At 38.6% G+C, this 15,513-nt stretch carries 15 protein-coding genes; 14 read left to right on the top strand and 1 reads right to left on the bottom strand.

The features are described from left to right. Positions 1-20 precede the first annotated feature (20 nt). The 3 genes from GO621_RS13610 to GO621_RS13600 all read left to right on the top strand — a co-directional run bounded on the left by GO621_RS13610 (position 21) and on the right by GO621_RS13600 (position 4,095). Positions 21-2,006, top strand: coding sequence for an alpha-L-arabinofuranosidase C-terminal domain-containing protein (locus tag GO621_RS13610; protein WP_157567955.1), 1,986 nt, complete (start codon positions 21-23; stop codon positions 2,004-2,006). Between the two features lie 68 nt (positions 2,007-2,074). Further along, the gene (locus GO621_RS13605; RefSeq protein WP_157567953.1) at positions 2,075-3,073 is read left to right on the top strand and encodes a glycoside hydrolase family 43 protein; all 999 of its coding nucleotides are present in this window, start codon (positions 2,075-2,077) and stop codon (positions 3,071-3,073) included. 8 nt (positions 3,074-3,081) lie between these two features. Beyond that, a complete protein-coding gene (locus GO621_RS13600) occupies positions 3,082-4,095 on the top strand; it encodes a family 43 glycosylhydrolase (RefSeq protein ID WP_157567951.1) in 1,014 nt (337 codons plus the stop codon). 13 nt (positions 4,096-4,108) lie between these two features. Here GO621_RS13600 and GO621_RS13595 read toward each other — a convergent pair whose 3' ends face one another. Then, complete coding sequence (locus GO621_RS13595) at positions 4,109-4,639, bottom strand: hypothetical protein (RefSeq protein ID WP_157567949.1); 531 nt, start codon at positions 4,637-4,639, stop codon at positions 4,109-4,111. A gap of 232 nt (positions 4,640-4,871) precedes the next feature. Between GO621_RS13595 and GO621_RS13590 the strand changes: the two genes are divergently transcribed. From GO621_RS13590 to GO621_RS13540, 11 genes are all read left to right on the top strand, one after another. Continuing rightward, the gene (locus GO621_RS13590) at positions 4,872-5,642 is read left to right on the top strand and encodes an SDR family oxidoreductase (protein WP_157567947.1); all 771 of its coding nucleotides are present in this window, start codon (positions 4,872-4,874) and stop codon (positions 5,640-5,642) included. 27 nt (positions 5,643-5,669) lie between these two features. Beyond that, positions 5,670-6,500 (top strand): 5-dehydro-4-deoxy-D-glucuronate isomerase, encoded by an 831-nt coding sequence (kduI, locus tag GO621_RS13585; protein WP_157567945.1) that lies wholly within the window; start codon positions 5,670-5,672, stop codon positions 6,498-6,500. Between the two features lie 165 nt (positions 6,501-6,665). Then, on the top strand, positions 6,666-7,859 hold the full coding sequence (pelA, locus tag GO621_RS13580; protein ID WP_157567943.1) for a pectate lyase: 1,194 nt from the start codon (positions 6,666-6,668) through the stop codon (positions 7,857-7,859). Between the two features lie 113 nt (positions 7,860-7,972). After that, a complete protein-coding gene (locus tag GO621_RS13575; RefSeq protein WP_198170247.1) occupies positions 7,973-10,567 on the top strand; it encodes a M1 family metallopeptidase in 2,595 nt (864 codons plus the stop codon). 217 nt (positions 10,568-10,784) lie between these two features. Continuing rightward, positions 10,785-12,329, top strand: a complete 1,545-nt coding sequence (locus tag GO621_RS13570; protein ID WP_157567941.1) for an alpha-N-arabinofuranosidase — start codon at positions 10,785-10,787, stop codon at positions 12,327-12,329. A 156-nt stretch (positions 12,330-12,485) separates the two neighbouring features. Further along, entirely contained in the window at positions 12,486-12,719 is a 234-nt protein-coding gene (locus GO621_RS13565; protein ID WP_157567939.1) for a hypothetical protein, read from the top strand. Next, entirely contained in the window at positions 12,709-13,035 is a 327-nt protein-coding gene (locus GO621_RS13560; RefSeq protein WP_157567937.1) for a type II toxin-antitoxin system RelE/ParE family toxin, read from the top strand. Before GO621_RS13565 ends, GO621_RS13560 begins: the two co-directional genes overlap by 11 nt. A gap of 253 nt (positions 13,036-13,288) precedes the next feature. Then, positions 13,289-13,513: a UPF0175 family protein gene (locus GO621_RS13555; protein ID WP_157567935.1), complete on the top strand. Its 225-nt coding sequence runs from the start codon at positions 13,289-13,291 to the stop codon at positions 13,511-13,513. After that, complete coding sequence (locus tag GO621_RS13550; RefSeq protein WP_157567933.1) at positions 13,500-13,961, top strand: DUF3368 domain-containing protein; 462 nt, start codon at positions 13,500-13,502, stop codon at positions 13,959-13,961. The genes GO621_RS13555 and GO621_RS13550 overlap by 14 nt, the downstream gene beginning before the upstream one ends. Positions 13,962-14,196: 235 nt before the next feature. Next, the gene (locus tag GO621_RS13545) at positions 14,197-14,808 is read left to right on the top strand and encodes a hypothetical protein (protein WP_157567931.1); all 612 of its coding nucleotides are present in this window, start codon (positions 14,197-14,199) and stop codon (positions 14,806-14,808) included. Positions 14,809-14,867: 59 nt separating this feature from the next. Then, positions 14,868-15,305, top strand: coding sequence for a hypothetical protein (locus tag GO621_RS13540; RefSeq protein ID WP_157567929.1), 438 nt, complete (start codon positions 14,868-14,870; stop codon positions 15,303-15,305). The last annotated feature ends 208 nt before the right edge of the window (positions 15,306-15,513 follow it).

The raw sequence follows: 15,513 nt of genomic DNA, 5'->3' as shown, positions 1-15,513 counted from the left end.
TTAAAAAGCTTCTTTTATAAATGAAAAAAAAGTTATTCGTTTTTAGTGCTGTTTTTATACTAAGTATTTTGTGTTTCAGTACTAGTTATGCACAAACAAAAGTTTTTAAAGTACAAGCCAACCAAATAAAAGCAGAAATACAGCCAACTATGTGGGGTATTTTCTTTGAAGATATTAATATGGGCGCTGATGGCGGTATTTATGCTGAGTTGGTAAAAAACCGTTCGTTCGAATTCTATACGCCTTTAATGGGATGGACAGTTAGCGGAAAATCTGTTAAAGAAGGTGATGTATTGGTGTTAAACCGAAAGGAGATTAACACAGCTAATCCAAGATATATCCAGGTAAACGTAAATAATGCCGATAAAGGAAGCATCAGCTTAACAAACGAAGGTTTCCGCGGAATGGGCATTAAAAAAGGTTTGCGTTATGATTTCTCGGTCATGTATCGTCAGAAAACAGCACACTTAAAATTGCACCTGGAACTGGTAAACCCGAAAGGGGAAATTATCGGAACAGGTTTATTAATACCTACCGAAACAGGCAGCGATTGGCACAAACAAGCTGTAAGTTTTAATGCAACAGCAACCGAGCAAAAAGCTAAGTTAAATATCTGGTTTGAAGGAAACGGAATGATCGATCTGGATATGATTTCCCTCTTTCCGGAAGATACCTGGAAACGCAGGCCAGGTGGAATGCGTGCAGACATGATCCAATTATTGGCAGATATGAAACCTGGTTTCATTCGTTTTCCGGGTGGTTGCATTGTGGAAGGACGCGATTTGGCAAACCGTTATCAGTGGAAAAAAACAATTGGCCCGATTGAGCAAAGACAATTGATTATGAATCGCTGGAATACAGAATTTGCAAATAAACAGACACCGGATTATTTCCAGACTTTCGGACTTGGCTTTTTTGAATACTTCCAATTAGCGGAAGATATAGGTGCAGAACCACTTCCAATTTTAAATGCCGGTATGGCCTGTCAATTTAATTCGGCAGAAGTTGTAGCGTTAGATGAACTTGATCCCTATGTGCAGGATGCTTTGGATTTGATTGAGTTTGCAAACGGAGGAGTAAATACACGTTGGGGAAAAGTAAGGGCCGATATGGGACATCCTAAACCCTTTAACCTAAAGATGATGGGTGTAGGAAATGAAAACTGGGGACCGCAATATCTGGAAAGGTTAAGGATTTTTACGAAAGCAATCAAAGCTAAATATCCAAATATCAAATTGGTAAACAGTTCCGGAACTGATCCTAACGGTGATCGTTTTGATTATCTAAATACTGCTTTGCGTAAAATGAATGCGGATCTGATCGACGAGCATTATTACCGCCGTCCGGAATGGTTTCTTGAAAATGCCAATCGGTATGATAATTATCCGCGCAATGGCTCCAAAATATTTGCAGGAGAATATGCGGCCCAAAGTGATAAAACGGTAAGTGTTAACAATAAAAATAACTGGAAAACGGCGATGTCGGAAGCCGCATTTATGACTGGCTTGGAAAGAAACGCTGATGTTGTTTCGATGGCATCGTACGCACCGCTTTTTGCCCACGTTGATGGTTGGCAATGGACGCCTGATCTGATTTGGGTAGATAACCTCCGTTCTTATGGCACGACGGATTATCAGGTGCAAAAGTTGTTTTCAACAAATAAAGGGACACAGGAAGTACCAATTCTGCTGGATAATAAAGCGGTTGAGGGTAAAGACGGATTTTATGCCTGTGCAGCTTTGGATAAAGCAACAAACGAGATTATTTTAAAAGTGGTAAATACTTCTGCCAAAGCACAAAACGCAGATTTTGTAATTGATGGGGCGAAATTAAAGGCTAAAGCAAATATTACAGTTTTAACAAATGAAAATCTGGAACAGGTTAATTCTTTTGATAATCCTTCAGCAGTTAGCCCAAAAATCCAGGAAGTGGACCTGCGAAATCAGAAGCTGCAATTTGAGCTTAAACCGTATTCGTTAAATGTGATACGGATAAAAAAGGCATAATTACTTGATGCTGTTTTTATGCCGATAAAAATAGCATCAGTTTTTTCTAAAAATAAAAATAGATCAGGATGTTTATTAAAAAAAGTCTTTCAGTTGCAATCATTTATATAGCTGCCATTTCTGGTGTTCCGGCGGCAACTCCTGTTACTGAGTTTTTTCTTACAGATACTACCTTTCATTCCAGCAGCAATCCGGTTATCAAACATAAATTCACAGCAGACCCTGCTGCAATGGTTTACAAGGATAAAGTTTATTTGTACACCGGACACGACGTAGCCCCGCCAAATAAACCAAACTACGAAATGCACGAATGGTTGTGTTTTTCTTCTCCGGATATGGTTAACTGGACAGAACACCCTTCTCCATTAAATGTAAAAACTTTCGCTTGGGCAAAAGATGATGCCTGGGCTTCCCAGGTAATTGAGCGGGATGGAAAATTTTATTGGTATGTAGCAATAGAACATGGAACAGTCCGCGGAAAAGCAATTGGTGTTGCCGTTTCTGATAGTCCAACCGGACCTTTTAAAGATGCACGTAGTTCCGCTTTGGTTACTAACGATATGACGAAAGCGGCGTCAATTCCCTGGGACGATATTGATCCAACTGTAATGATTGATGATGATGGCCAGGCTTATTTGATCTGGGGAAATACCGCCTGTTATTACGCCAAGTTAAAAAAGAACATGATTGAACTGGAAGGGCCGATCAAAACGATAAAGCTACCAGAATATACAGAAGCGCCCTGGATTCATAAACGTAACGGCTGGTATTATCTTTCTTACGCTACAGGTTTCCCCGAAAAAATTGCTTATGCAATGAGCAAGAGCATTAACGGCCCGTGGGTTTATAAAGGTATCATCAATGAACTTGCGGGTAATTCAAACACCAACCATCAGGCAATTATTGATTTTAAAGGAAAATCTTATTTTGTTTACCATAACGGCGCTTTAGCTGCAAATGAAGGCGGTTACCATCGTTCGGTTTGTATTGATTATTTATACTACAATCCTGATGGAACCATTAAACGGGTAATCATGACGAGTGAAGGTGTTAAACCCGCTAAATAATTAAAACCATGAACATAATATTTATGCTGATTGTCATACTGTTTTTAGCAGGCAAAAACTTGTATGCGCAGGAATTGCAAACCAATATTTCTGTTCATGATCCGGTTATTATAAAACAGGATAGCCTTTATTATATTTTCTGTACCGGAATGGGAATTGCAGATTGGTCGTCCAAAGATATGGTTCATTGGAAACGGGAAAAACCTGTTTTTGAAGAAGCGCCGAAATGGGCAGTCGAGGCAATTCCAGGATTTAGAGGCCATATCTGGGCGCCGGATATTTCTTATTATAACGGACTTTATTACTTGTATTATTCTGTTTCTGCTTTCGGCAAAAATACTTCTGCCATCGGTGTTGCTACCAATAAAACTTTGCATACTGATGATCCGAATTATCTTTGGGTTGATCACGGAAAAGTGATCCAGTCTATCCCCGGAAAAACAAACTGGAATGCGATTGACCCAAACCTCATTACCGATAAAAACGGAACATCTTACCTCGCTTTCGGTTCTTTTTGGGATGGATTGAAGCTGGTAAAATTAAACAAAGACCGGTTAAGTGTGGCAGAAAGTATTGATAACCTGCCAACAATAGCCAGCCGGAAAAAGGTTTCTGATCCTTCCGGGAATCTTCCTGCAGTTGATAACAATCCGGTTGATGCAGGCGGAAATGCTATTGAAGGAGCTTTCATCTTCAAAAAAAATAATTACTATTACTTGTTTGCTTCCATTGATTATTGTTGCAAAGGCCCGAAAAGCACTTATAAAATGATTATCGGAAGATCAAAAAACGTACAAGGGCCATATCTGGACGAAGGTGGAATGCCAATGGCAAAAGGTGGCGGAACGATTTTATTGCAGGGAGATAAAAACTGGTATGGCGTTGGCCACAATGCTGTTTTTACCGATCAAAAAACCGATTACATCGTTTTCCACGGTTATGATGCATCTGATCGCGGCATCTCGAAATTAAGGATAGAAAAACTGAACTGGGATAAAAATGGCTGGCCAGTAGTAGAGTGAGGCTTTTAAGCTGTTAAAAATTGTAGCCAGCCCCGAGGTAGAACCATGTTACAAATTCACCACTTCCTAAAAAAAGAGGACTAACGCCTCCCCTAAAAAAGAATCCTTTTGTAGCTGATTGATGACGGTAACCCGCATTTAGATGGTAAAAAAAAGTACTGGAATTTGAATTTTCAGAGAAAATGTTAGAAGTGGAGCCTGCTATAAACGTTGCGCCTCCCGCTATTTCAGCAAAATCTGATTTTCTTCCAAACAAATAATTTACAGAAACAGGAACGGAAACAATAGCATCACCGCTTCCTCCAAAAAAGCCTAAACCAGCAGTAAAACCTGCCCCGTTTACCTTTTTCCTAAATCGTGTGTCGTAATTAACAGATAATATTGGCCCGGATCCTCCAAATTGAAAGTAAACTGCTTGCGGAGTTCTGTCAGTAACAATTTTCCTAGTTTCAGATATTTTTTTCTTTAAGTAAATAGTATCTTGCTGCGCAAACAAGGAAAGCTTTGGGAGAATTATGAATATGATTGATAAAAACAGTTTCATAATAATGAAAGTTTATAACAAAGATAAATAATTAATTAATAATTAACAAGTAAAAAATGCAAGGTTTTATATGCAGAATGTTGTCAGCAGAATCCGCTCCTGCAAAATTTAACTTTATTAATCAGGCAATTTTTGGTTTTGATTATTAATCAATTTTCAACAGCTTTGACCAAATTACATTTTAAGTAAATGTAAAGTTGATTTTGACAATAACTTTGTTATACCTGTATAAATGAGTAATCAGAATTTATTTGATCTGACCGGCAAGGTTGTTTTGGCAACCGGCTGTAACCGGGGAATTGGTAAAGCAATGGCGGTTGCCATGGCCGAAGCTGGTGCAGATGTAATTGGTGTTTCCGCTTCGCTGGAACTCGAAGGCAGCGCAGTAGAAAAAGAAATTACAGCTTTAGGCCGAAAATTTAAAGCTTATCAGGCTGATTTTTCTGATCGTCAGAAATTGTATGAGTTCCTGGAAAAAGCTTTCAGCGAAAACCCTCAGATTGATATTCTCATTAATAACGCCGGGATGATCCTCCGAAAACCAGCAGCAGAACATCCTGATGAAATGTGGGACAAAGTAATGGCCGTAAACCTGGATGCGCCTTTTATTTTAGCAAGAGAAGTTGGTAAAAAAATGCTGGAACAAGGTTCCGGAAAAATTATTTTTACCTGTTCTTTGCTTACTTTTCAAGGCGGCATCAACGTTCCGGGCTATGCGGCAAGCAAGGCGGCTTTGGGCAGTTTAATCAAAGCTTTATCCAACGAATGGGCATCAAAAGGTGTAAATGTAAATGGTATTGCGCCGGGTTATATCGCCACGGATAATACCGAAGCTTTAAGAAATGACCCGGAAAGAAGCGCATCGATTTTATCACGCATCCCGGCAAACCGTTGGGGGGAACCGGAAGATTTTAAAGGCCCGGCTGTGTTTCTCGCTTCTGATGCTGCCAATTATGTTCATGGAACAATTTTAACTGTTGATGGCGGCTGGATGGGCCGCTGATTTTTTACCGATAAAAGAAGTATCAAAATGGAAATAAGATTTCAAAATAGTCCGAAAGAAACAAGCCAGATGAACACTCAGGAACTGCGTTCAAACTTTCTGGTACAAAACCTCTTGGTAAACGATGAAGTAAAGCTGGTTTACTCTCATTACGACCGCGTCATCATCGGCGGGGCAAAACCGGTAACAAAACCATTAAAACTGGAAAACCATCCGGAATTGAGGGCAGAATATTTTCTGGAAAGAAGGGAAATCGGCATTATCAATGTTGGCGGAACCGGGCAAGTAGAAGCAGACGGACAAACTTTCGACCTGGAAAAACTGAGCTGTGTTTACCTGGGAAAAGGTACTAAGGATGTTACTTTTAAAAGTAATAGCCTGGCTGATCCTGCTGTTTTTTACCTGCTTTCTGCACCGGCGCACCAAACGTATCCTGCTGCCCGAATGACAAAGGACGAAGCTTCACCGGGAACAATGGGCGCGCAGGAAACTGCTAATCAAAGAACTATTTACCGTTACATTCATTTAGACGGCCTAAAAAGTTGCCAACTGGTAATGGGTTTAACTATTTTAAATACAGGAAGTGTTTGGAACACGATGCCTGCACATACGCACACCCGCAGAATGGAAGCGTACTTCTATTTTGATGTACCGGAAGAGCACCGGGTAGTTCATTTTATGGGAGAGCCGCAGGAAACCCGCCACTTGCTGGTTGCCAATCAGGAAGCTATTATTTCTCCGCCATGGTCTATCCATTCCGGTTGTGGTACGGCAAGTTATGGTTTTATCTGGGGGATGGCTGGCGAGAATTTGGTTTACAGTGATATGGATGCTGTTCCGATCAGCGGGATCAGGTAACCAGGTAAGGTTTTTCATACTGTTTTTAGCATATAAAAGTTCCGGTTAACCTATAGCCGGAACTTTTTTATTTGCTTCCGTTTTTACCGGTTGTATCATCTTGATTACATTTTTTAAAAGGCACAAATAAAATGTAATTTACGCTTTCATTATAAAACCTATTTCATGAATACTTTGTACCTGGCCAAGCTGCAGCAATTGCAGAAACGGAAGTTATTGCTGCTTTTTTATTTCCTGCTGATACAACTTGCAGCACAGGCACAACAGGCAAAAATAACCAAAATTGATACGGAAGCTTTTGGCGATGACAGCAGGCACTGGTACGGTATAGCAGAACCAAGCAACATCATCAACCCAAAACCAAACCAGCAAAAATACAAACCTACCGATATTGTACCCGTAGCAGATAACATCCTGCTTTATCAGAAAAATAATGGTGGCTGGCCCAAGAATTACGATATCATGGCGATATTGACAGAGCCGCAGAAGGACAGCCTGATCAAAGCAAAAAACATCTTAAACACTACTTTTGATAATGGCACTACTTACACTCACGTTGCTTGTCTGGCTGATGTTTATACTGCCACTCACATCGAAAAATATAAGCTGGCTGCTTTAAAAGGGTTGGATTTTATAATGAATGCCCAATATACTAACGGTGGCTGGCCGCAATATTATCCTTTGGAAAATAATTACAGCAGGCATATTACTTATAACGATGGTGTTTTTGAAGGCATAATTTCTGAACTGAAAGCAATTGCAGACAACGAACCGCAGTATGCTTTTGTAGATCAGAAACGGAGGCAAAAGCTGCTGCTATCGTATCAAAAAGGTTTAGATTGTATTTTAAAAACACAAATTGTAGATAACGGCGTACCTACGGCCTGGTGCCAGCAGCATGATGAAGTTACGTTACAACCAGCCTGGGCAAGGGCTTTTGAACCGCCAAGTATTTGCGACGGCGAAAGTTCTGGCATTGTATTGTTTTTAATGTCGATCGATCATCCAACACCACAAATCATCCATGCTATAAAAAATGCGGTGGCCTGGTTTAAAGCATCAGCTATACAAAATACAAGGATAAAAACAGTACAGGCGCCAACCATGCAAACTAAATTCAGGGTGAGCAGAACAGATAAAGTGGTAGAAACAGACCCGACTGCACCACCCATCTGGACACGTTATTATGAATTAAAAACACACAAACCCTTGTTTTGCAACCGCGACAGCAAAGTAGTTTATAGTTTAGCAGAAGTTGACCGTGAGCGCCGCGACGGTTACGGCTGGTACACTTATGCACCGCAAAAAGCAATAGACAGTTATCCAGCCTGGGCAAAAAAATGGAACATTCAGCAGTAAATAAAAACCGGTTTGTAATATTTTTATTCTATAAGTCAGATAAATTTTAGTGTGGTACTTCTTTTATCAGGTAAAAATTTACCTTTAGTCTGACTTCAACAGCTATCTTCAATATGAATAAAATTAATACTGCTTTTACTGCAATTTTAGTAGCAGTAAGCGGATTTCAAACGGTTAAAGCACAAACAACTCCTGTTCCCGGCAGTAAATACGATCAGCATAAAGTGTTCGATCCAATGTTTTATACCGATAAAGGCAACCAGTTTCGCACAGCAGGAGGTGCACCAACAAACAGGTACTGGCAAAACCGGGCCGATTACCAAATTAACGTTGCATTAGATACACTTAAAAAACAAGTTTCCGGCAGTACAACCATTACTTACACCAATAACAGTCCGGATGGGCTGCCTTTCTTATGGTTGCAGTTAGACCAGAATATTTACCGGCAGGATTCCCGTGCGGAAGCAACAACGCCGGTAACGGGCGGCCGATTTGCCAATAAAGCTTTTACACAGGGCGACGTTATAAAATCGGTTACCCTGATCAGGAATGGAAAAGCAGAACCTGCAAATTATCTGGTTACCGATACGCGGATGCAGATCAAACTAAAAGATTCTTTAAAAGCGTTGGGCAGTAAAATCCAGATTAAAATTGATTATCAGTTTGAAATCCCAGAAAACGGAACCGACAGGATGGGCCGTTTAAGGACCAATCATGGCTGGATTTACGAAATAGCCCAATGGTACCCACGGATGGAAGTGTATGATGATGTAACTGGTTGGAATACCATTCCCTATTTAGGCGCTTCCGAGTTTTATCTGGAATACGGCGATATAAATTATACGATTACTGCACCTGCAAACCTGATTGTTGTCGGTTCCGGGGAATTGTTGAACCCGACAGAAGTGTTATCACCTGTAACATTAAGCAGGCTGGCCAAAGCTAAAGCAAGCGAACAAACAGTTACCATCCGTGATTCTGCTGAGGTAGTCAACCAAACCCCATCCTTTAAAAAACCAACTTTAACCTGGCATTTCTTGTGTAAAAATACCCGCGATGTTGCCTGGGCTGCTTCCAATGCTTTTGTTTGGGATGCCGCACGTATTAACTTACCAAGCGGAAAAAAAATATTGGCACAATCTGTTTACCCGATACAAAGTGGTGGGCACGCGGCTTGGGGACGGTCAACAGAATATGTGAAGGCCAGCATCGAAATGGATTCCAGGCAGTGGTTTGAATTTACTTATCCTACAGCAACCAACGTGGGCGGTATTGTTACCGGGATGGAATATCCGGGTATTGTTTTTTGTGATGCAACCAGTCGCGGGGGCGAGTTATGGGATGTAACCAATCACGAGTTTGGGCACAACTGGTTCCCGATGATTGTTGGTTCTAACGAACGCAAGTATGGTTGGATGGATGAAGGTTTTAACACGTTTATCAATCAGATTGATGCCAAACTTTTTAACAAAGGCGAATATTATACAAAACCTGATGCAGAAGCAAATGCCCAAAGTGCTTTCGGATTGAATGCAGAACCAATTGTAACTACGCCAGATGTGATACAGGCTTCTTATTTAGGCGAAGCTGCTTATAACAAGCCAGCACTCGGACTTAAAATTTTAAGGGAACAAATTTTAGGCGAACAACGCTTTGATTACGCTTTCAAAACCTACATTAAACGCTGGGCTTTTAAACATCCAACGCCCTGGGATTTTTTCCATACAATAGACAATGCAGCAGGCGAAGATTTGAGCTGGTTCTGGCGGGAATGGTTTTTTACCACCTGGAAATTAGACCAGGCGGTAAAAGGGGTTACTTATATTGAAAATGATGCCGCAAAAGGAGCACTCATCACCATAGAAAACCTTGGCGAGATGGCTTTACCGGCTACGGTAATGGTTAAAGAAGAAAACGGAAATACCAACACCGTGAAACTGCCTGCCGAAATTTGGCAGCGCGGCGGTAGCTGGACGTTCAGTTATCCTTCTACCTCAAAAATAGCTTTGGTAGTGCTCGACCCGGAACATGTTTTACCGGATGTAGAACCAGATAACAATACATTTACAGGAATTACGATGCCTGCCGGAACAACTGCTGCAAGCGTTATCAAAAAATATTTAGATGCAGTTGGAGGGGCAGATAAATTAAGAAACCTGAAAGATGTAAGCATTACTTCCACAGGTCAGGTCCAAGGCCTTCAAGTACAGATAACCAGTAAATACAAAATGCCTTCTCAATCCTTGCAGGACCTTAGCATTCCTGCTTACAATGCATTGATACGCACGGTTGTTAATGGCGATAGCGTAAAAAGGTTGCAAAACAATCAAAGTGTCCCGCTTACACCATCAGATAAGGCACTCGTAAAACAATCGGCCGTTATTTTTCCGGAATTAAACTACAGCAACACTTTGCTTTCATCCGATGTAAAACTGGTAAATAACCAGCCTGCTTATATGGTTACGGTAAATGGCGCGAATGGAAATTCGACCAGAAACTATTACGATATGGCAACAGGTTTTAAATTAAGGGAGGTAAAAACAGTACAAGGACAAATTGTAACAGCAGATTTTAGCGATTACCGCGATGCTGGCAATGGTATTAAAATGCCTTATAGTACCAAAACCGCCGTTTTTGGCCAGCCTATAGAATTGAAAGTTACCGATGTAAAAGTAAACAGTAACCTTGCCAACAGTATGTTCCAATAAAATGCCGGTAAAAACAGCATCAGTATTTTGACCTAACAAGAGGGGCCAGGTTTTGGCCCCTCTTGTTGTTATCAGCTAAAAGTAATTTGTACCGATTGGAAATGGCAGCACATCAAAAATAAAAATTACTATTTTAGGCGAAAGATTAGCTTTTCCTAAAAGCAGATCGCCCATAAAAAACATTCATAAAAGAAGCATCTAACCCTAAACCAATCCTATGAAGCAGTTAACTGTACTTTCATTATTTTTTCTTGTATTCACGCAAGCTTTCAGCCAGCAAACAGCACAGGCAACTGTTAACGGCAAAGATGCAAAAACGCAAATCAGCAGACAGATTTACGGACAATTTGCAGAGCATTTAGGCCGAAGTATTTATGATGGTTTCTGGGTCCCTGAAGGATCGAACATTCCAAACAAAGGCCGGATACGTATGGATATTGTAGAAGCATTAAAGAAAATACATGTTCCAAACCTGCGCTGGCCAGGCGGTTGTTTCGCGGATGAATATCATTGGCGCGACGGAATTGGCCCACGGCCACAACGCCCGAAAATGGTAAATACCAATTGGGGAGGCGTTACAGAAGATAATAGTTTCGGCACCCACGAGTTTCTGGAATTATGCGGAATGATCGGCTGCGAACCTTATGTTTCTGCAAATGTGGGCAGCGGAACGGTAGAAGAAATGTCTAAATGGGTAGAATATTTGAATTTTGATGGTATTAGTCCGATGGCTACCTTACGTGCACAAAACGGCCATCCTGCACCTTATAAAGTTAGTTTTTGGGGTGTAGGAAACGAAAGCTGGGGTTGCGGTGGCACAATGACACCTGATTTTTATTCAGATCAGTACAGGCGGTATGCTACTTATGCCAGAGATTATCCGGGAACAAAACTGAAAAAAATTGCCAGCGGCGCAAGCGATTTCGATTACAACTGGACAGAAGTGGCCATGAAAAAAATAGGAACACGCATGTGGGGGCTTTCTTTGCATTACTATACGCTGCCTACCGGCAACTGGAGCAAAAAGGGTTCGGCAACTAATTTTAATGAAATTGAATATGCTAAAACCATGCGCAACTGTTTAAAAATGGAAGAACTGGTTACTAAACATTCGGCAATTATGGATAAATACGATCCGGAAAAGAAAGTTGCGCTGGTGGTTGATGAATGGGGAATCTGGACGGATGTAGAACCAGGAACCAACCCTGGATTTTTATTTCAGCAAAACAGTATGCGTGATGCTTTGATTGCCGGAAGCACTTTAAACATTTTTCAAAACCACGCAGAACGGGTAAAGATGGCTAACCTGGCACAAGCTGTAAATGTGCTGCAATCTTTAGTGTTAACGCAAAAGGATAAAATGATCCTGACGCCAACTTATCATGTTTTTGATTTGTACCAGGTGCACCAGGATGCAACTTTGCTGCCTATTACAATCAAATCTCCGGATTATACCGTGGATGATGTAACCATTCCTTCGGTAAATGCTTCGGCTTCCAGAGATAGCAGCGGCGTGGTGCATATTTCTTTTGTCAACTTAAATGCAACTAAAAAAATTACCGTAAGTACTGTTTTACAGGATGTAAATTATAAAACCGTGCAAGGCCGGATTCTTACTTCTTCCAAGTTTAATGATTACAATTCTTTTGATCAGCCCAATAAAATTAAACCTACTGTTTTTACCAGTGCAAAAAAACAGGGAAATCAGTTGGTTGCGGAATTGCCGCCTTTGAGTGTTGTGGTTTTGACGTTGAGAAAGTAGGGGTAAAAGAAGTATTGTGTTAAAAAGGGTTGGCTTTACTTTTATCATAAATAGGCTTTATATTCGTATTTAAATGAAATTTCTGGCATCAATTGTTTGTTCAGCTATTCTAATTGACTTCGGGAAGCATCAGCACAGTAATAAAGAATTTTAAATATGAAAGTCCAGATCATAGAAGACAGTAAAGGTGAAGCTACAGGGATTTTTATTCCTATTCAGGATTGGAAGGAACTTAAAAAACAATACAAAGAGCTGGAAACTTTAGAATATGTACAACCAAGCAAAGAACAACTTTTGCAGGAATTGAAAGAAGCTGTAAACGAGTTAAATTTAATTGAACAGGGAAAGTTAAAAGCCCGCCCCGCAAAAGCCTTGTTGGATGAGTTATAATGTTTCTTCTATACCGCTTTTTGATAAACAAGCTAAAAGGCTTTCCAAGAAATATCCGTCATTGAAGGAGGACTTGACAGAACTTTTGGAAAGCCTTGCCGAAAAACCTATACAAGGAACAGCGCTTGGCAACAACTTTTACAAAATTCGTTTGCCTATACTTTCAAAAGGCAAAGGAAAATCAGGTGGCGCAAGGATTATTACTTATATAAAAATTATGGGTACTACTGTTTTTCTTGCCTCTATTTATGATAAATCTGAAAGAAGTACGATAACAGATAAAGAACTTAAAGATATTTTTAAGCAAATTGGATAAGTAGGGAAATTTAAACCTGCTGTTTTTAACGGTTCAAAAAAGCAGGGAAATCAGTTAGTTGCAGAGCTGCCTCCGCTAAGTGTTGTGGTTTTGACGTTGAAAAAGTAGAGGTAAAAGAAGTATTGCGTTTCATTTAATCTGTTTACTTGTAATGGGCTATTATTAATTAAAACTGGATCATCATTTAACAAATAAGATGTTCGCATTCTGTTTTATTCTAATGCTTATCTTTATATAATTAAAAATTTGTGTTATGACAAAAATCACGCTTCAGGTTCCGGATAGTTTGCTTGAGCATCAAAACGATACAATTTGCTTTATTGCGGCCAAGCTATACGAATCCGGAAAGTTAACTTTAGGCGAGGCAGCAGAAACTGCAGGTATGAAAAAATGGGATTTTGCAGAAGTATTAATACAATACGGCGTTCATTATCTTGATCCAAGTGCCGCAGCAGCAATAAGGGATGCCAGAAGCTAAGATAATTATTACCGATGCGAGTTGTTTTATCATCCTTCAAAAGCTTAACGCTATCCATTTGTTACAGAATTTATTTACTTCGGTTATTACTACCCCACAAATAGCAACCGAGTTTGGTTATCCTTTGCCAGTTTGGGTAAAAATAATGACTGTAACTAATGAAGTAACATTTGAAAGCCTCAAACTGCATTTAGATGTAGGTGAAGCAAGCGCAATTGCCTTAGCCAATGAAATAAATCATGACTATCTGATTTTAGATGATTTAAAAGCAAGATATTTTGCTGAGCAGAAAGGGTTAAAAGTTAAAGGAACATTAGGAGTTCTATTAACCGCTAAAATAAAAGGTATAATTCCTTTTCTTTTGCCATACTTGGACGCGCTTCAGCAAACTAATTTTAGAATATCTAAAAATCTTGTTCAACAGATTTTAAATGATGCAGGTGAATAGGGCTTTTTAGGATTGAAATTGGTTGTAAGCAGGAGCAAATTTGCTCACATTAGGTGTTGTGGTTTTGAGGTTGAAAAAGTAGGGGTAAAAGAAGTATTCACTAATTTTTTAAAAATCAAATTTGTAATATAATAATTCCATTTGAATATGATTTAAGGCATTCAATATTCGTACACAACAAAAGCTATATTTATATTATAAGTTTAAACAAAATAATTACTTTAAAATTTAATTTATGACTTTTACTAAAACAGAATTTGAAAACATAAAAGAAAAGCACGGCAAATATGCAAGTTGGGCAGTTTGGAATTACTCCAAAAATAAAATCAAAGAAAAATCAGTTGATTGCATTAATGAAAATTTAAATATATTAAATAGTAGATATGTTTTTGTTGGATTAAATATCTCTAATGAAATTGGAACTTGGGGAAATTTCAGAGGTGGTAAGCATGATAGGAAATTAAAATATGCTTTTAATGATTCGTCATTAAAAGGATCATATATGACTGATTTATTTAAAAATATTATAAATCCAAAATCTAATGATTTTTATAAATTTATAAAAGACAAAACGGATGTCATAGAAGAAAATGTTTTAGGTTTTGTTCAAGAAATGAATGATCTGAAAGTTTCAACCGAAACATGTTTCATTGTTTTAGGAACAGAAGAAAGTATTACGGGTAAACTTTTCAAGGAATATTTTCAGAGACACTTTACTAATACCTCAATTATTTATCACCGTCATTATTCAAGTAGAGGCTTTGATAAGGATTGGGTTGAAAGTATTTGGGAAACGTTAAATATTAAAAATTTAGATTTTAATAAAGTACTGGAGAATTACAAGTAATGGGTTTTTAATTCAGAATCACAACAAGAAATAAATATTAAAGTACGGTATTTTTATAAATGGAAAAAATAGCTAAATCAACATCATGGAACAATATACCAATTGATAAACCAATTCAATTAAAAATTTCTTTGAAATTTAATGATGAACAATTTTCAAAATTAATAAAAGGACTTATTCCTCGAGAGATGGAAGATAAGTGGTTTATCTATTTTGAAAATGATTGGCTTTATTTTCATCGCTCATGGACAGGATTTGGAGTTTATAAGGCACTATTAATTAAAGAGCAAGACAGTTATTATATAAAATATTTTTGGGCAGAAAGGAATCAAGAAAAGTATAAGAATCAAGATGAAAAAGTTGATGTAGAAACATTTTCGTTTTTAATTGCAAGAGGACTTTTAGAAGAAGATGTTGACAAAATTCATTTTAATAGAAATATCAACTCTGATGAAGACATTATAAAAGGTTGGAGTAATTTCGGCAACCTTTTGTAAGAATTAATAATGCTTTAGATTTTCCATTAATGATAACAAGCAACACCAGGAAGATTTTTATGATAAAAAAAGCATAAGATTATTAGAAATTTTTATTAAATTTCTGTAGTTGTATGAATTAAATAAACTTGCTATTATACTAACGATTATAACACTAAGTGAAAAAACAATTTCATTAACACTTCCAGAAGCCTATATCGGTAAACAA

This window comes from Mucilaginibacter arboris, from assembly GCF_009754915.1.
Taxonomy (GTDB): Bacteria; Bacteroidota; Bacteroidia; order Sphingobacteriales; family Sphingobacteriaceae; genus Mucilaginibacter_A; species Mucilaginibacter_A arboris.
The sequence above is the reverse complement of the archived record's forward strand: the minus strand, read 5'-3'. Positions and strand labels throughout refer to the sequence as shown.

Coding starts and splice junctions, on each gene's coding strand:
- GO621_RS13610 (WP_157567955.1), top strand. CDS start 21: ATGAAAAAAAAGTTATTCGTTTTTAGTGCTGTTTTTATACTAAGTATT.
- GO621_RS13605 (WP_157567953.1), top strand. CDS start 2,075: ATGTTTATTAAAAAAAGTCTTTCAGTTGCAATCATTTATATAGCTGCC.
- GO621_RS13600 (WP_157567951.1), top strand. CDS start 3,082: ATGAACATAATATTTATGCTGATTGTCATACTGTTTTTAGCAGGCAAA.
- GO621_RS13595 (WP_157567949.1), bottom strand. CDS start 4,639: ATGAAACTGTTTTTATCAATCATATTCATAATTCTCCCAAAGCTTTCC.
- GO621_RS13590 (WP_157567947.1), top strand. CDS start 4,872: ATGAGTAATCAGAATTTATTTGATCTGACCGGCAAGGTTGTTTTGGCA.
- kduI (WP_157567945.1), top strand. CDS start 5,670: ATGGAAATAAGATTTCAAAATAGTCCGAAAGAAACAAGCCAGATGAAC.
- pelA (WP_157567943.1), top strand. CDS start 6,666: ATGAATACTTTGTACCTGGCCAAGCTGCAGCAATTGCAGAAACGGAAG.
- GO621_RS13575 (WP_198170247.1), top strand. CDS start 7,973: ATGAATAAAATTAATACTGCTTTTACTGCAATTTTAGTAGCAGTAAGC.
- GO621_RS13570 (WP_157567941.1), top strand. CDS start 10,785: ATGAAGCAGTTAACTGTACTTTCATTATTTTTTCTTGTATTCACGCAA.
- GO621_RS13565 (WP_157567939.1), top strand. CDS start 12,486: ATGAAAGTCCAGATCATAGAAGACAGTAAAGGTGAAGCTACAGGGATT.
- GO621_RS13560 (WP_157567937.1), top strand. CDS start 12,709: ATGAGTTATAATGTTTCTTCTATACCGCTTTTTGATAAACAAGCTAAA.
- GO621_RS13555 (WP_157567935.1), top strand. CDS start 13,289: ATGACAAAAATCACGCTTCAGGTTCCGGATAGTTTGCTTGAGCATCAA.
- GO621_RS13550 (WP_157567933.1), top strand. CDS start 13,500: ATGCCAGAAGCTAAGATAATTATTACCGATGCGAGTTGTTTTATCATC.
- GO621_RS13545 (WP_157567931.1), top strand. CDS start 14,197: ATGACTTTTACTAAAACAGAATTTGAAAACATAAAAGAAAAGCACGGC.
- GO621_RS13540 (WP_157567929.1), top strand. CDS start 14,868: ATGGAAAAAATAGCTAAATCAACATCATGGAACAATATACCAATTGAT.